This is a genomic window from Streptomyces sp. MNU89, assembly GCF_020982505.1.
Taxonomy (GTDB): domain Bacteria; phylum Actinomycetota; class Actinomycetes; order Streptomycetales; family Streptomycetaceae; genus Streptomyces; species Streptomyces xinghaiensis.
On record NZ_JAJKLL010000001.1, the window covers coordinates 6,328,035 to 6,342,749 of the forward strand.

Sequence of the window (14,715 nt, forward strand, 5' to 3'; positions counted from 1 at the left end):
CGACGGAAGGCAAGGGGGCGCGTGTGACCGTGGAGCCGGAACTGGTGCCCTCACCGGTCGATCCCTCCTGGGCCGGTGTGGTGATCAGCCTGCTGAGCCGCACCAGCGCGTCCGGCCTGCTCACCCTGGCCAAGGAGGCCGCCCTCGCGGCCGTCGGCTCGCGGGCCGGCGCCGTCTACATCCGGCAGGACGACGGCCGGCTGCGGCTGGCCACCACCACCGGCTACGGCGAGTACATCGTGGAGCGCTACGGCTCCGTGGACGCCGATGCCGATCTGCCGGCCGCGGAGGCCGCCCGGGAGCGCCGCCTGGTGTGGCGGCCCACCCGCGAGTACAGCGGGCTGGGCAGCGATGCCGCCCGCTTCCCGAGCCCCAGCGCCTATGCCTCGGTGCCGCTCATGCTGGAGGACCGCTGCCTGGCCGTCCTCTCCCTCCAGCTGGACCGCCGCGAACCCCTCTCCGAGAGCGAGGAGCGCACCCTCAGCCTGATCGCCGCGGTCGCCGCCCAGCGGCTGGAGTACCTCCTCTCCCGGGAGACCAAGGTGCTCACGGCGGGCGTCCCCCGCCTCGACCAGGCCGTGCGGCTGGTGGAGAGCCGCACCCGGGCCGCGCGCCTCGAACTGGCCATGGCCAGCGCGGACATCGGCGCCTTCGACTGGGACTTCGCCTCCGGCCGGCTGGTCTGGGACGAGCGGACCTGCCGGCTGTTCGGTGTGGAGTCCGACACCTTCGACGAGCGGATCGACACCTTCTACGCCCACATCCACCCCGAGGACCGGGCCGCCGTCCACGCGGCGGCCCGCACCAGCATGCGGACCGGCTTCTACTCGGCCCTCTACCGGATCATCCGGCCGGACGGGGTGGTCCGCTGGATCGACGCCAAGGCGAGCGTCGTCAGGGACGCGGAGGGCAACCCGCAGGGCATGGTCGGGGTCGCCCAGGACCGCACCGAGGAGCGCGAGCACGAGGAACGCCGCCATGCCCGGCGGGAGTTCGTCCTCAATCTGACCGCGGCTTTCGGCGCGGCGCTCTCCACCCAGGACGTCGTGGACACCATGACCGGCACGGTGCTGCCCGCCCTCGACGCGAAGGCGCTGGCCATTCATCTCGTCCAGGACGGCGACGTGGTGCTGGCCGGTGCCGCGGGCTACCCCGAGGAGGTCCTGCGGCGGCTGGAGGAGAGCAGCATGGGACAGGCCGACAGCCCCATGTCCGCCGCCCTGCGCGCCGGCAGCCCGCTCTTCTTCGAGTCCCGGGAGGAGTTCCTGGCGGCCTTCCCGGACGAGAGCTTCCGCCCCGCGGTCCGGCACCACGCCTGGGCGCTGCTGCCGCTCACCACCGCCGACGGCACGGTCGGTACCTGCATCCTCTCCTACGCCGACCCCCGGGTCTTCACACCGGACGACCAGATCGTGACCACCGCCATCGCCGGCATCCTGGCGCAGTCCCTGGCCCGCGCCCGCCTCTTCGACCAGCGCCGGCAGGCGATGACGGAACTCCAGCGGGTCATGCTGCCCCGCAGCCTCCCCAGGCTGCCGGGCGTGGAGGTCGCCGTCCGCTACCAGCCCGGCTCCGAGGGGCTGGACGTCGGCGGCGACTGGTACGACGTCGTCCGGCTCCCCGGCGGCAAGGTCGGGCTGATGATCGGCGACGTCCAGGGGCACAGCGCGCAGGCCGCCGCCGTGATGGGCCAGCTCCGCACGGCGCTGCTCGCCTACGCCGACGACGGCCACGGCCCGGCCGACCTGATGGCCTGCGGCAACCGCATGCTCTGCGGACTGGACACCGAACTCTTCGCCACCTGCTGCATCGTGGAACTGGACCCGGCCACCGGCGCCCTGCGGATGGCACGCGCCGGGCACCCCTACCCCCTGCTGCTGGAGGCCGACGGCACCGTACGGGAGCTCGCCGGCCCCGGCGGTCTGCCGCTGGCCTGCCAGCTCGACGACGAGTACCCGGTGGTGACCGCCGAGCTGCCGCGGGGCGCGACCCTGCTGCTCTACACCGACGGCCTCGTGGAGAGCCGGGAGCACAGCTATGACGAGGGGGTGGCCGAACTGGTGCGCTCCCTCTCCCGCTGGGCCGCCGACGCCGGCCCGGAGAGCGGCGGCGGCCCCGAGAGCGACCGGGGCCCGGACGGCGAGTGGGCCGGACCGGAGGCCCGGGCCGCGCGGGACGGGGGGCTCGCGCGGCACGGCCCGGTGCGGGGTGCTCCGTCCGGAGCGCGGGACCGGACGGACCTGGACGTGCTGGCCGACCGGATAGCGGCCCCGGCGGCGGGCCGCACGGCCCAGGACGACATCGCCGTCCTCCTGGTCCGCCGCACGGACTGACCCGCCCGGCGGGCGGGCGGGGCGGCGACAGCACGCCGGCGTGGGCGGGGCGGTGGCCGCGCGGGCACCGGACCCGCCGTGCGGCCCGCCGGGGCCGGTGCCTAGTCTCATCCGCACACGGCACGTCTGCACGGCACCACCTGCACACGTCAGCAGAAACACGGCAGTACCCATGACGGCACACGACGGCACGACGACACGACGGAGAACGGCACTGTGCGCGACGCGGAAGGAAGACCCGGCCGGAAACTGGCCATCGCCGCCCTGGCCCTGATCGTGGCCGGTCTCGGCACCTTGGTGGCGGGTGTGGCCTGGCTCCGCGCCGACTACATCACCACCACCATGCCCAGCGACCACATGGCCCCGACCCACCGCCGCGGCGACCTGATCGTGGCGGAGCGCACCGACGGCTCCGGGGTGCGCGCCGGCGATGTCGTCCTCTTCGAGGAGAAGCGGTGGTTCCCCGGCGGGCAGCTGACGATGCAGCGGGTCATCGGCACCGGCGGCGACCGGGTGTCCTGCTGCGAGGGGGACACGGTCTCGGTGAACGGCGAGCCGCTCGCCGAACCGTACGTCCTGGGCGACGACCCGGTCGGAGTGCCGGACCGGACCTACGACGTGAAGGTCCCCGAGGGCCGGCTGTTCGTCCTCGGCGACTACCGGGCCAATTCGGCGGACTCCCGCTTCCATCTCTCCGAGCGGTCGGGCACGGTGGCGGCGAGCACGGTGCGCGGCCGGGTCCTCGACGACGGCCCGTCCGCGCTGCTGTGGCCGGCCGGCGTCGCGGTGCTCGGGGCGCTGATGACGTCCGCCGGGCTCGTCCTCGGGATGGCCGCGTGGATCGTGCGGCGCCGCGCCAGGATGGTGCCGCCGGCCCGGTGAGCGCCGGACGCCCGGCCCGCAGGCGCCGGCGGCGGTTCAGCCGTCCCGCGCGGGGCCGGAGGGGGAGCGCGCGGTCCGTGCCAGGAGCAGCTCACGCTCCCGGGCGTTGCGGGTGAGCGAGGCCGCGCGCCGGAACTCCGCGCGCGCCTCCTCGTCCCGGCCCAGGCGGGCCAGCAGATCCCCGCGGACGCTCGGCAGCAGGTGGTAGCCCCGGAGGACCGGTTCGGCCGCCAGGGCGTCGACGAGGCGCAGCCCGGCCTCCGGGCCCTCCGCCATCGCCACGGCGACGGCCCGGTTCAGCTCGACCACCGGGGAGGGGGTCAGCTCCAGCAGCCGCCCGTACAGTGCGGCGATCGTCGCCCAGTCGGTGTCCTCGTAGCGGACCGCCCGTGCGTGGCAGGCGGCGATCGCGGCCTGGACGGAGTACGGTCCGCGGCCCGCCCGGAGCAGGGCCTCGGCGCCGCGGAGGATCAGCATCCGGTTCCACCGCGACCGGTCCTGGTCGGCGAGCAGCACCGGCTCGCCGCCCGGCCCCGTACGGGCCGCGATGCGGGAGGCCTGGAACTCCAGCAGCGCCAGCAGGCCGTGCACCTCGGGTTCCCCGGGCATCAGGTTCGCCAGGACGCGGGCGAGGCGGAGCGCGTCCTCGCACAGCGCGGGACGGCACAGGTCGTCACCGGCCGTCGCCGCGTACCCCTCGTTGAAGACCAGGTAGATGACCTCCAGCACCGACGAGAGGCGGGCCTCCCGGTCGGCCCCGCCGGGGACCTCGAAGGGGACGCCGGCCCTGGCGAGCGTGCGTTTGGCGCGGACCACGCGCTGGGCGACCGCCGGTTCGGAGACCAGGAAGGCGCGGGCGATCTCATCCGTGGTCAGGCCGCCCAGCAGGCGCAGCGTCAGGGCGGCCCGGGCCTCCCGGGACAGCACGGGATGGCAGGCGGTGAAGATCAGGCGCAGCAGGTCGTCGTCGATGTCGTCCGGGTCGCCGAGGTCCTCCGGGCCGGGCGGGGGCACGTCCTCCAGGGTCCGCCCGACCTCCGCGAGCTTGCGCGCGTAGGTCTCCCGGCGGCGCACCAGGTCGATCGCGCGGTGCCGGGCGGTGGCCATGAGCCAGGCGCCCGGCTTCTCCGGGACGCCCGACTCCGGCCACTGCTCCAGCGCGGCGACCAGCGCGTCCTGCGCGAGTTCCTCGGCGATGCCCACGTCCCGCACGATGCGGGCGACACCGGCGGTGATCCGCGGGGACTCGATCCTGAACACCGCTTCGACCGTCTCGGCCGTGCTCCCTGCCGTCACAGCGACCCATCAGAACAGCCGCGGGGAGGCGGGGGCAAGCGGCGCCGGATCACCGCGGGGCGGTCAGCCCTCGGCGATCTCGCGGACCTCGGCGGTGATGGTCCAGTACTCCTCGTGGGTCCGCAGGAACCGCTTCGCCCATTCCAGGGCCTCGGCCTTGTCCTTGGCCTGGATGATGGAGTAGCCGCCGATGACCTCCTTGCTCTCGGTGAACGGCCCGTCGGTGCAGCTGATCTTCCCGCCGGCCCAGGTGACCCGGGTGCCCTCGGAGGTCGGGGCGAGCCCGGCCGTGTCGAGCATGACCCCGGCCTTGGTGATCTCCTCGAACAGGGCGCCCATGCGCTCCTGCAGCTCGGGGCTGGGGCCCTCGGCGGGGGCGTTCTTCTCGTCGATGCGGATCAGTGTCAGGAAACGCGGCACGGCGGCTGCTCCTCGCTCGGAAGGACGGGGCCTCTCCCCGCCTCTCATCCTGACGTCGAACGGGAGACGGCCGGATCGACACCTCGCCGGATCTTTTTTCGCGGAGGTGTTCCGTTCCGAAGGGGGCCGGCCCGGCGGCGGACGGCGGCGGGATGTCCCGCCGGGGCTACGAGCGGCGGCGGGGCCGGCCGCGCTTGCCGCCCCTGGCGCCGCCGGAGCCGCCCCGCGGGTTCTTCCCCGCCGTTTTCCCGGTCGGCTTCCGGGTCGGCTTCCCCGTCGGCTTCCCGGCCGCGGGCGTCCGCCGCGTTCCGCGTTTGTCGCCGGCGCGCTCGTCCTTCTGCTGTGCCGGTGCCGGGCGGCCCCGGGTGCTGTTGACGGTCCGGCCGCGGACGATCCCGATGAAGTGCTCCACCAGGTCCGTGGTGGCGTCCTCCCGCCACGACAGCGCGACGCGCGACTGGGGGGCGTCGGAGACCGGCCGGTAGGTGAGGTCCCTGCGGTGGTGGAGACGGGCCAGGGACTGCGGGACGACGAGGACGCCCACGCCCGCGGCCACCAGTTCGACGGCGTCCGCCGTGGTGGCGGGGCGCTCCTTCGCGGGCCGGCCCGGGAGGGTCTCCCAGACGAGGGTGTCGTCGAGGGGATGCAGCACGATCTCGTCGGCGAGATCCCCGGCGGTCACCTCGTCGGCGGCCGTCACGACATGGTCCTTGGGAACGACCACCACGGTCGTCTCGGTGTAGAGGGGGATCGCGCTGAGGTCCGTCCGGTCGGCCGGCAGCCGCAGGAAACCGGCGTCGGCGCCGCCGTCCCGCAGGACGCAGGCCGCTTCGGCGGCGGTCACCGGGAGAAGGCTCAGCGGGACCGCGGGCAGCCGCTCCTGCCAGATCCGCACCCACTTGGCCGGTGTCACGCCCGGGACGTACGCGAGCCGGAACGCGGGGGAGTCCTCCGAGCCTGTCACGCGGGCCAGGCTACCGGGTCGTGGTCGGGGGCATCGCCCGCGCTCGTTACCCTGGGCACCATGACGTCGCACCCGAACACCCAGACCATGAAGCCCGCGACCGCGGCGAAGAAGCTGGGTGTGTACCTCCAGGCCACCCCCGCCGAGTTCCAGGAGGGCGTCGTCACGCGCGGTGAACTGAACGCGCTGCAGGCCGACCCGCCGGAGTGGCTGCGGGACCTGCGGCGCGACGGCCCGCACCCCCGGCCGGTGGTCGCCGCGAAGCTGGGCGTGTCCATCTCGGGTCTCGCCCGCGGCGGCGTCACGGAAGCACTGACCACGGAGCAGATCGAGGCGCTGAAGCGGGACGAACCCGGGTGGCTGCGGCAGGAACGCGCCACGCAGGCCGAGGTGCGGAAGGAAGCGGCGCGCCTCAGGGACCTCAGGGAGAAGAACGCGGCGCGGGACGCCGAGCCCGGCCGGTCCCGTTCCTGACCCCCGCCGCCACACGCCACCGGACGCCCCGGGCGGCCTCCGACGCCCGCCCGGTCCGGCGCGGGAGCCGCGAGCCCCGGTGACCTCGGCCACCCCCGCGGCACAGCGGAATCGCCGGACCGTCGGCCGGCCGTCCGAAGCTCCGGACGGCGGCCCTCCCGGCACCGGCACCTCTCACAGCCGGCCCGTCCCGGCCCGTGCCCGGGGCCGTCCCGCGCCGGGTGGAGCGCCGATCAGGACGGGCCGGACGCGAGGAGCCCGTCGAGGACCCGGCGCATCATCCCCTCGAACAGCTCCGCCGGGAGCTGTGCGGGGCCGGCTCCTGCTCCGTGGGCCAGAGCGGCCGCGATCCGCGGATGCGCCCCCCGGGCGGCGGCTCCGCTCAGATAGGCCGTCTGCGCCTCCCGGCGGCCCGGGCGCCCGCGGCTTTCCTGGAGTTCGGTCCGGGCGAACTGGGCGACCAGGGCGTTCATCAGGCCGATGATCTCCATCTTGACCCGTCCGGGCAGCGGTGCGGACGCCAGCGCGCTCAGCGCGTATTCGAGGTGGTCCAGGCCCCGGGGGCCCAGCCGCAGAGGTTCCGGGGGAATGTCGGAGAGCCAGGGGTGCCGCAGATGGACCGCCTTGGTCCGGGACGCGAGGGCGACCAGGTCCTCGACGGGGTCCCCGCTCAGCGGGATGTCCAGGCGGACCTCTCCCGCCACCGCGTCCGTCATCAGGTCGAGCAGGTCGTCGCGGCCGGAGATGTAGCGGTACAGGGACGCCTGGCCCGTGCCCAGCGCCCTGGCCACCCCGCGCATGGAGGCCGCCGCCAGACCGTCCCGGTCCGCCAGCGCGACCGCCGCGGCGGCCAGTTCCGCGCGGCTGTGCACGGCCGCGGGGCCGCGGGTGCCGCGTTCGGGCCGTGCCCAGACGGTCACCTGTTCCTGCGCCACCTCGTCCGCCCTTCCTCGTCCGTCGCCGGGGTGCGTCCTCTACAGTAAATTGCGAACACCAATCGCAGTTATGGGAGGTTCTCATGTCCTCGCCCTCGGACGGCCCGTGGAGCCCGGTCCAATGGGCCCGGAACGGCGCGGTCCGGCTTGCTTTCGACCGATGGGCCGAGCGGACCGGTGGTGAGCCGCTTCTGCTGGTCACGGGGCTGGGCGTGAACCGCCGCTGGTTCCCGGACGGCCTGTGCCGGACGCTCGCGGCGCACGGTTTCGCGATCGCCCGTTACGACCAGCGCGACGGCGGGGAGTCGACCCGCCTGCCGCCCAGCGCCGCCCGCGGCCCCGTCTCCGCGCTGTTCGGGAAGAGGGGAGAGGCGTACACGGCCGAGGACATGGCGGACGACGCCGCCGCGGTCATGGACGCACTCGGCTGGCCGTCGGCACACCTGCTGGGGGTCTCGCTCGGTGGCGCCGTCGCCCAGCGCGTCGCCCTGCGGCACCCGGGCCGGGTCCGGACCCTCACCTCCATGGCCGCCGTCCCCGGAGACGCCGCGGGTCTGCGGACCCTGCGGTACATCCGGCTCCGCACCCTGGCGAAGTTCGCCCGCCTGAGCTTTCCCGACACCCCCGCGGGGAACATCGAGGCCGGCGTCGCGGTCTCCCGCCTCCTCGCGTCTCCCAGTCGCCCCTTCGACGAGCCGGCGGTCCGCGAGAACGCCGAACGCAACACCGACGGCGGCGTGCAGGACCAGCAGGCGCAGGGCCGCCAGATCGGCGCGCAGTGGCACGGCGGGCGGATCGACGCCATCACCCGGCCCGCCCTCGTGCTCCACGGGGAGGACGACCCGCTCATCAAGCCCCGCGCGGGAAAGGCGACCGCCTCCCGGATCCCCGGCTCACGCCTGGTCCTCCTGCCCGGAGTCGGCCATGAGCTTCCCCGGTTCGCGTGGGAGCGCGTCGCCACCGAGATCCGCAGCCTCGCCGACACCGCCGGGTGAACCGGCAAGGAAGGTAAGCCGCTTCACGGGATCGGCCACGCCCCCGAGCCGGGCAGAAGCAGCCTGCCCGACATCTTCTGTCTGTCGGCCGTGGAGCGCCCCATGAGGGAGATGTCCGGAAACGCGGGTGGGGTGTGCGCAATCCCGACGGCCCGGCCATCGGTCTTCACCGCTCCGGCGGAGAGTGCCGTCCTCGCTATGGCTCGGGTCACCGGATTCCGGTGGCCCCCCGGGTCACCACGCGCTGATGACCGGCGCGCCGGGTTCGCGCCGCCGCCAGGCCTCGTTGAGGCGCGTGAGCCGGTCCGCTGCGGCGATGCCGTGCAGGGACGCGACCCTGCCGTCGCCGACCTCGAACGCTACGGCGCCCACGACCCGGTCGCCGACCACGGCGAGGACGGCCGGGGAGCCGTTGACCACCGCGATATGCATCGCGGGCGAGCCGCCGGCCAGCCGCCGCTTCGCCGGCGTGGGCTTGAAACCGGCCCGCACGAAGGAGGCGACCCGCTCGCGCGTCTCGTAGCGCAACAGCCTCCGGCCCAGCCCGGCGCCGTCCGAGACCGCCGTCACGTCGTCGGTGAGCAGCGCCACCAGCCGTTCGGTGCGCCCCGAGGTGGCGGCGGCGAGGAACTCCTCGACGACGCGGCGCGCGGACGCGGGATCGGCCTCGCGGCCGCGGCCGCGGCGGCGCCCGGCGGCGACCCGGCCCCGGGCCCGGTGGGCATGCTGCTGGCTCGCGGACTCGGTGATGCCGAGGATCCCGGCGATCTCGGCATGGCGGTACGAGAAGGCCTCACGCAGGACGTAGACGGCCCGCTCGACCGGCGAGAGGCGCTCCAGGAGGGCCAGGACGGCCAGGGACACCGATTCGCGCTGTTCGAAGGTGTCGGCCGGGCCGAGCATCGGGTCGCCCTCCAGGAGCGGCTCGGGCAGCTTGGCACCGGCCGCCCGCTCGTGGCGGGCCTGTGCCGAGCGGAGCCGGTCGAGGCAGAGGTTGGTGAGGACCTTGGTCAGCCACGCCTCCGGCACCTCGATCCGTTCGCGGTCCGCGGCCTGCCAGCGCAGGAACGTGTCCTGCACGGCGTCCTCGGCGTCGGCGGCCGAGCCGAGCAGACGGTACGCGAGCGAGGCCAGCCGGTCCCGGCCGGCCTCGAACCGCTCGACGGCCGCGCTGTCCATGGGGAACAACCTAGGCGGCGGCACTCACACCGGCCCGGTCGGGCGCGGTGGCCAGACGGCGCCTGCGCTTCGGCATGCCGAAGGTCGGGTGGGCGATGCCCCAGCCGGCCCCCGTGAGCACGCCCGCCTTGAGCCGCGCGGCGGCCCTGCCGCCGAGGTACCAGGACTTCGCCCGGGCGTCCCCGTCCACCACCTGGAAGATCGCGTCCCGCCGCCCGAGGCTGATGTGGTTGCCGTGGTACTTCAGCCCGGTGGCCGGGACCTCGCCGCCCGTCAGGCGCGCGACGATCGCGGCCGTCGCCTGCATGTTGGTGAGGCCGGCCGTGGCGCAGGACATCGGCAGGGGCCGGCCGTTGTCGCCGATCGCGTAGGCGCAGTCGCCGGCGGCGTAGACGTCCGGGTGCGAGACCGAGCGCATGGTGCGGTCGACGACGATCCGGCCGGTCCCGGTGGTCTCCAGGCCGGCGGCGGCCGCGATGGGGTGCACGGCGAACCCGGCCGACCACACGGTCACGTCGGCCGGGACGGACGTACCGTCGGCGGCGATCGCCCGTCCCGGCTCGACGGCTTCGACGCGGGTGTGCTCGTGGACGGTGATGCCGAGCCGGTCGAAGGCGCGGCGCAGGTGGCGGCGGGCCTTCGGGGAGAGCCAGGCGCCCGGCTCGCCGCGGGCGGCGAGCGCGACCGAGAGGCCGGGCCGGGACTCGGCGACCTCGGTGGCGGTCTCGATGCCGGTCAGCCCCTCGCCGACGACCAGCACGGTGCCGCCCTCGGCCAGGCCGGCCAGACGCTCGCGCAGACGCAGCGCCGAGGGCCGGCCGGATACGTCGAAGGCGTACTCGGCCACGCCGGGGACACCGTGGTGGGCCGCGGAGCTGCCGAGCGCGTAGAGCAGCGTGTCGTACGCGAGTTCGCCGTCGCCGTCCTCGCCGGTCACGGCGACGGTCCTGCGCCCGGGGTCGACGCCGGTGACGCGCGCCAGGCGCAGCCGCACCCCGGTGCCCGCGAACACGTCGGCGAGCTTGCGGAACGCGAGATCCCGGCCGGCCGCGAGCTGGTGGAGCCGCATCCGCTCAACGAAGTCGGGCACGGCGTTGACGACGGTGATCTCGGTGTCGGCGGGGGAGAGCCGGCGGGCCAGGTTTCCGGCGGCGAAGGCCCCGGCATATCCGGCGCCGAGTACGACGATGCGGTGCTTCATGGGGATGCTCCTGTCTCGTTCGCGTGCCTCCTGAACGAGGCGGCGCCCCGATTGCCGACAAGGAGCGGATGTGACGTGGGTCACTGATCCGGGGTGAGCGGGCCGGCTCTCCGGCGGAGGCCCGGGCCTGCTCTGGGCGGCCGGAAGCGGGGCGATGGCCGGCCGCGGACCGGGACCGCCGGTTCTCGGTGGGCGTCGGCGCCACACGGGGCCGACTCCGACACCCAAGGGCGCCCACTCGAGCGCCGGACGGCCGGATCGGCCGTGTGACCGAGAATTCTATTTGGCGGATCTTGGCCCGATCCATGCAGGTCAGACGAGCTTGGAGAATTTTTGTTGGCGGATCACGACCATGGGTGCTCACTGTGTGTGAGGGTGGCGGGCGGCCCCGAAGCCCCGATCGAACGTGACCTTTTCGCTGAGTCTTCGCCCTCTTCGAACATGCAGGTCGGAGGCTCTGGCGTGGCGCTTGCTCGGGATACTCATGCTGATCTCGGGCGGGTCTCCGTTGTATGTAGTGTGCGGACATGACAAGAAGCGAGCGGCTCGCGGAGCAGCTGGACTGGTACTGGCACAAAAACTTGCGGCCGCGGCTGGACGGTCTTACCGATGAGGAGTACTTCTGGGAGCCGGTGCGTGGCTGCTGGAGCATCCGCCCACGTGGCACGTCGGCCGCACCGATGTCGGAAGGTTCGGGGGAATGGACGATGGACTCCGCGTCCCCTGGCCCGGTGCCGGCGCCGGTGACCACGATTGCCTGGCGGCTGGCGCACATCATCGTCGACTGCCTGGGCTATCGGGTCGGATGGCACTTCGGCGGCCAGGACGTCGACTCCGCGACATTCGCCTACGCGGGGACCGCTGGCGAGGCGCTAAAACAGCTCGATGAGATGTACGGGAGATGGAACGCGGGGGTCCGCGAGCTCTCGGACGCTGACCTGGAGAATCCGCCCACGGTGGGTCCCGAGCGGTTTCCCATGGAGAACAGGGTGCTGCACGTCAACAGGGAGCTGATCCATCACGGCGCCGAGATTTCCCTGCTGCGCGACCTCTACCGCTGGCAGGACGGAGCCGTACCGCGCCGAATATGATTTTCCGTAACCGGCGATCGAGCTTCGGAAACCTACGTGGACTCCGTGACGTCCGTGGCTGCGAGCTTCACTGTTGTGGGAGCGACTCCCCGTCGTCGATGCTCCGGGCCAGCTGGCATGAGCACTCGGTGAGGACCTTGCGCAGGTCGGCGTAGTGAGGGCGGCATCGGGGCGGGTCAGATGGCACCACGTTGTGTTGCGCGTGAGCCCCCACTTGCGCTGGACGTCCGGCGTCTGAGCGGCCTCAATCGGCCTCGGAGCGAAGACGTGTTCGCCTTGGGTCACTTGAACCCAGACGAAGACGGAGGCTACTTGCCGCTTGCGATCGTCGAACGCTGGTGGATGCCGGCTAGCTGGGGCCGGCGTCAACTGCTTGATGATGTTCTCCCAGGCAACCTGATCAAGTGCCCAACCTTTCAGGGCTTCTCGGCGCCGACGATAGCCGACTGGAGATGACGTCGAGCAGATCTCACCGGCGATGCCTTCAAGCGCCATGTGGAACTCAAAAGGATCGACCCGACTTACGGCTACTCCTGTATGGAATTTTGCTCCACGACTGGGAACGCCTAATGGCCTTGAATGCGTGGTGTCGTCATGGTGGATCGCGCTGGAGGCCGGTTCCGGTGAGGCAGCCGTCAAGGACGTCGTGGCGGTACTGAAGTTGGCGTCAGCCTCGCCGGACGGCGGTGACCAGGTCGTGCGGGTCGGCGAACGCGCGGTTGGCCGTGGTGGTACGTCGCAGTACCGACCACAGGCCCTCGACCGGGTTGAGGTCCGGTGCGTAGGGAGGGAGTTGGTAGACGGTGAGCCAGTCGCGGTCGGCGATGTAGCGGCGCATTCCTGCGGTGAGGTGGGTGTTGAGGTTGTCCCACACCAGGACGATGGGGCCGCCGAGCTGCTGGTGGGCGGCCTGGATCAGGTCGCGTAGTCCTTCCAGGAGAAGCTTTTGCGGCCGTCGGGCCGGGCGTCGGGGCAGGGCCGGTAGATCAGCCGGGCGGACTCGCCGGGTTTGTGGCAGGCCAGGGCGGCGACCGATAACCGGCGGCGGGAGCGGCCCCGCACCCGCACCACGGGCGTGCGGCCGCGGCGGGCCCAGGTACGCGTGGTCGGCGGCGTCATCGAGAAGCCGGTTTCGTCCTCGAAGACGAGCCAGGCCCCGAGCGCCGCCACGGTCCTTCCACGCTCGGCCAGGTCTCCTTCACCCAGCCGGCCACCGCCGCCTCGTCGCGCTCCACCGCCCGGCGAGCCGGGACCTGGCAGCTCCAGCCATGCCGCTTGAGCAACGCGGCCACTCCCTGCACCGTGTAGCTCTTGTGGAACCGGCGCCCGATGAGGGTCTTGATCCGTGACAGGGTCCAGGTCTGATCCGGCCAGCCGTGCGCCACCGGCCCCTTGTCGAGCTCACGCTCCAGCACGGCGAACAGTTCGTCGCTCAGCAGCGGCAGCGAGGCCGGCCCTTTCGAGGCCAGGGCTCTCGGCCCGCCCTGGGACCAGGCCTTTCGCCAACGTTGCACCGACCGGACGCTCACCCGCAGGTCGTGAGCGATGGCCGTGTTCTCCTCGCCCTGGACGAACCGCTCGGCCGCCTCCATCCTCAGCTCTTCGCGGAAGGCCCGCCGCTCATCGGTCAGCCCACCGCCTTGCGCATACCTCATACAACCGGCATACCGCAGGGATCATGAACCGTCAGCTCCTACCGACACCACGCTTTGAAGGTCAGTAACCTTCTCTGTCCGCCAACCAAAATTCCCGGTCACACGGCCCGCCTGGGCGATCACCGCACCCCTTCTTGCATAAAACTGCGACCCTTCGTATAGTCATGCTGTCTAGCGGAGGAGTGACATGGCGACGCGTGTGGCAGTGGCGGGAGCGAGCGGGTACGCGGGCGGTGAAGTGCTGCGCCTGCTGCTCGGGCACCCCGGGGTGGAGATCGGCGCCCTCACCGCGAACTCCAGTGCGGGCCGGCGGCTCGGCGAGCTCCAGCCGCATCTGCTGCCACTCGCCGACCGGGTGCTGGAACCGACCACCACCGAGGTCCTCACCGGGCACGACGTGGTGTTCCTCGCCCTGCCGCACGGGCAGTCCGCCGCCGTCGCCGAAGAGCTGGGCGAGGAGGTGCTCGTCATCGACTGCGGCGCCGACTTCCGGCTGCGGGAGGCCGCCGCCTGGGAGAGGTTCTACGGCACCCCGCACGCCGGCACCTGGCCCTACGGCCTCCCCGAGCTCCCCGGCGCCCGCGACGCGCTGCGCGGCGCCCGGCGGATCGCCGTCCCCGGCTGCTATCCGACGGCCGTGTCGCTCGCCCTCGCCCCGGCCCACGCCGCCGGGCTCGTCGAGCCCGAGGCCGTGATCGTCGCCGCGAGCGGCACCTCCGGCGGCGGCAAGGCGCTCAAGCCGCATCTGCTCGGCAGCGAGGTCATGGGCTCGATGAGCCCGTACGGCGTCGGCGGCGTGCACCGGCACACCCCGGAGATCGTCCAGAACCTCTCCGCCGCGGCGGGGGAGCCGGTCACGGTCTCCTTCACGCCGACCCTCGCCCCCATGCCGCGCGGCATCCTCGCCACCTGCACGGCGAAGGCGAGGCCCGGCGTCACGGCGGACGCGCTGCGCGAGACGTACGAGAAGGCCACCGCCGGTGAGCCCTTCTGCCATCTGCTTCCCGAGGGGCGCTGGCCCTCCACGGCCGCCGTCCTCGGCTCCAACGCCGTCCAGCTCCAGACGGCCCTGGACGAGGACGCCGGCCGCGTCCTCGTCATCGCCGCCGTCGACAACCTCACCAAGGGCACCGCCGGCGGCGCGGTACAGAGCATGAACATCGCCCTCGGCCTCCCCGAGGAGACGGGCCTGTCCGCGGTCGGGATCGCCCCGTGAACGGCCCGCACACGGCGGCGGCCGTGACGGCGGGAGCGGCGACGGTGACGGCGGCAGCGGCCGGCGGGGACACG

Annotated in this window: 13 protein-coding genes and 1 pseudogene; 6 read left to right on the top strand and 8 right to left on the bottom strand. The window is 73.3% G+C overall.

Going from position 1 to position 14,715, the window contains the following annotated elements:
* The first annotated feature begins 23 nt into the window (after positions 1 to 23).
* Together E4N63_RS27040 and lepB are read left to right on the top strand one after the other, a co-directional pair.
* Positions 24 to 2,333 carry a SpoIIE family protein phosphatase gene (locus E4N63_RS27040; RefSeq protein ID WP_230241881.1) on the top strand — a complete coding sequence of 770 codons (2,310 nt, stop codon included), beginning with the start codon at positions 24 to 26 and terminating at the stop codon, positions 2,331 to 2,333.
* 216 nt (positions 2,334 to 2,549) lie between these two features.
* Positions 2,550 to 3,215: a signal peptidase I gene (gene lepB / locus E4N63_RS27045; protein WP_230241884.1), complete on the top strand. Its 666-nt coding sequence runs from the start codon at positions 2,550 to 2,552 to the stop codon at positions 3,213 to 3,215.
* A gap of 36 nt (positions 3,216 to 3,251) precedes the next feature.
* On the opposite strand, the gene E4N63_RS27050 is transcribed toward lepB, so the two are convergent.
* The 3 genes from E4N63_RS27050 to E4N63_RS27060 all read right to left on the bottom strand — a co-directional run bounded on the left by E4N63_RS27050 (position 3,252) and on the right by E4N63_RS27060 (position 5,895).
* Entirely contained in the window at positions 3,252 to 4,511 is a 1,260-nt protein-coding gene (locus E4N63_RS27050; protein ID WP_230241885.1) for an RNA polymerase sigma factor, read from the bottom strand.
* 63 nt (positions 4,512 to 4,574) lie between these two features.
* Complete coding sequence (locus E4N63_RS27055) at positions 4,575 to 4,931, bottom strand: YciI family protein (RefSeq protein WP_230241886.1); 357 nt, start codon at positions 4,929 to 4,931, stop codon at positions 4,575 to 4,577.
* A 166-nt stretch (positions 4,932 to 5,097) separates the two neighbouring features.
* On the bottom strand, positions 5,098 to 5,895 hold the full coding sequence (locus E4N63_RS27060; protein ID WP_230241887.1) for a LysR substrate-binding domain-containing protein: 798 nt from the start codon (positions 5,893 to 5,895) through the stop codon (positions 5,098 to 5,100).
* A gap of 60 nt (positions 5,896 to 5,955) precedes the next feature.
* Between E4N63_RS27060 and E4N63_RS27065 the strand changes: the two genes are divergently transcribed.
* The gene (locus E4N63_RS27065; RefSeq protein WP_230241888.1) at positions 5,956 to 6,369 is read left to right on the top strand and encodes a DUF5997 family protein; all 414 of its coding nucleotides are present in this window, start codon (positions 5,956 to 5,958) and stop codon (positions 6,367 to 6,369) included.
* A 233-nt stretch (positions 6,370 to 6,602) separates the two neighbouring features.
* On the opposite strand, the gene E4N63_RS27070 is transcribed toward E4N63_RS27065, so the two are convergent.
* Positions 6,603 to 7,304 carry a TetR/AcrR family transcriptional regulator gene (locus E4N63_RS27070; protein ID WP_230241889.1) on the bottom strand — a complete coding sequence of 234 codons (702 nt, stop codon included), beginning with the start codon at positions 7,302 to 7,304 and terminating at the stop codon, positions 6,603 to 6,605.
* A gap of 83 nt (positions 7,305 to 7,387) precedes the next feature.
* Here E4N63_RS27070 and E4N63_RS27075 point away from each other — a divergent pair, with 83 nt between their 5' ends.
* Positions 7,388 to 8,299, top strand: a complete 912-nt coding sequence (locus E4N63_RS27075) for an alpha/beta fold hydrolase (protein WP_230241890.1) — start codon at positions 7,388 to 7,390, stop codon at positions 8,297 to 8,299.
* A 234-nt stretch (positions 8,300 to 8,533) separates the two neighbouring features.
* Here the strand turns inward: E4N63_RS27075 and E4N63_RS27080 are convergent, their stop codons facing one another.
* Positions 8,534 to 9,478 (bottom strand): sigma-70 family RNA polymerase sigma factor, encoded by a 945-nt coding sequence (locus E4N63_RS27080; RefSeq protein ID WP_230241892.1) that lies wholly within the window; start codon positions 9,476 to 9,478, stop codon positions 8,534 to 8,536.
* A gap of 10 nt (positions 9,479 to 9,488) precedes the next feature.
* Entirely contained in the window at positions 9,489 to 10,679 is a 1,191-nt protein-coding gene (locus E4N63_RS27085) for an NAD(P)/FAD-dependent oxidoreductase (RefSeq protein ID WP_230241893.1), read from the bottom strand.
* A gap of 527 nt (positions 10,680 to 11,206) precedes the next feature.
* On the opposite strand from E4N63_RS27085, the gene E4N63_RS27090 reads away from it, so the two are divergent.
* Positions 11,207 to 11,770 (top strand): DinB family protein, encoded by a 564-nt coding sequence (locus E4N63_RS27090; RefSeq protein WP_125624476.1) that lies wholly within the window; start codon positions 11,207 to 11,209, stop codon positions 11,768 to 11,770.
* 592 nt (positions 11,771 to 12,362) lie between these two features.
* Here the strand turns inward: E4N63_RS27090 and E4N63_RS27095 are convergent.
* Positions 12,363 to 12,889, bottom strand: a pseudogene (locus E4N63_RS27095) (transposase).
* Positions 12,886 to 13,425, bottom strand: a complete 540-nt coding sequence (locus E4N63_RS27100; RefSeq protein ID WP_230241894.1) for a winged helix-turn-helix domain-containing protein — start codon at positions 13,423 to 13,425, stop codon at positions 12,886 to 12,888. The pseudogene E4N63_RS27095 and the gene E4N63_RS27100 overlap by 4 nt, the downstream one beginning before the upstream one ends.
* 187 nt (positions 13,426 to 13,612) lie before the next feature.
* Between E4N63_RS27100 and argC the strand changes: the two genes are divergently transcribed.
* Positions 13,613 to 14,641 (top strand): N-acetyl-gamma-glutamyl-phosphate reductase, encoded by a 1,029-nt coding sequence (gene argC / locus E4N63_RS27105; RefSeq protein ID WP_125624477.1) that lies wholly within the window; start codon positions 13,613 to 13,615, stop codon positions 14,639 to 14,641.
* Positions 14,642 to 14,715: the final 74 nt, after the last annotated feature.

What these genes read in the sequence shown, in the direction of transcription:
- E4N63_RS27090 (WP_125624476.1), top strand. Translation starts at nt 11,207, where the DNA reads ATGACAAGAAGCGAGCGGCTCGCGGAGCAGCTGGACTGGTACTGGCAC.
- E4N63_RS27080 (WP_230241892.1), bottom strand. Translation starts at nt 9,478, where the DNA reads ATGGACAGCGCGGCCGTCGAGCGGTTCGAGGCCGGCCGGGACCGGCTG.
- E4N63_RS27075 (WP_230241890.1), top strand. Translation starts at nt 7,388, where the DNA reads ATGTCCTCGCCCTCGGACGGCCCGTGGAGCCCGGTCCAATGGGCCCGG.
- E4N63_RS27085 (WP_230241893.1), bottom strand. Translation starts at nt 10,679, where the DNA reads ATGAAGCACCGCATCGTCGTACTCGGCGCCGGATATGCCGGGGCCTTC.
- argC (WP_125624477.1), top strand. Translation starts at nt 13,613, where the DNA reads ATGGCGACGCGTGTGGCAGTGGCGGGAGCGAGCGGGTACGCGGGCGGT.
- E4N63_RS27100 (WP_230241894.1), bottom strand. Translation starts at nt 13,425, where the DNA reads ATGAGGTATGCGCAAGGCGGTGGGCTGACCGATGAGCGGCGGGCCTTC.
- E4N63_RS27065 (WP_230241888.1), top strand. Translation starts at nt 5,956, where the DNA reads ATGACGTCGCACCCGAACACCCAGACCATGAAGCCCGCGACCGCGGCG.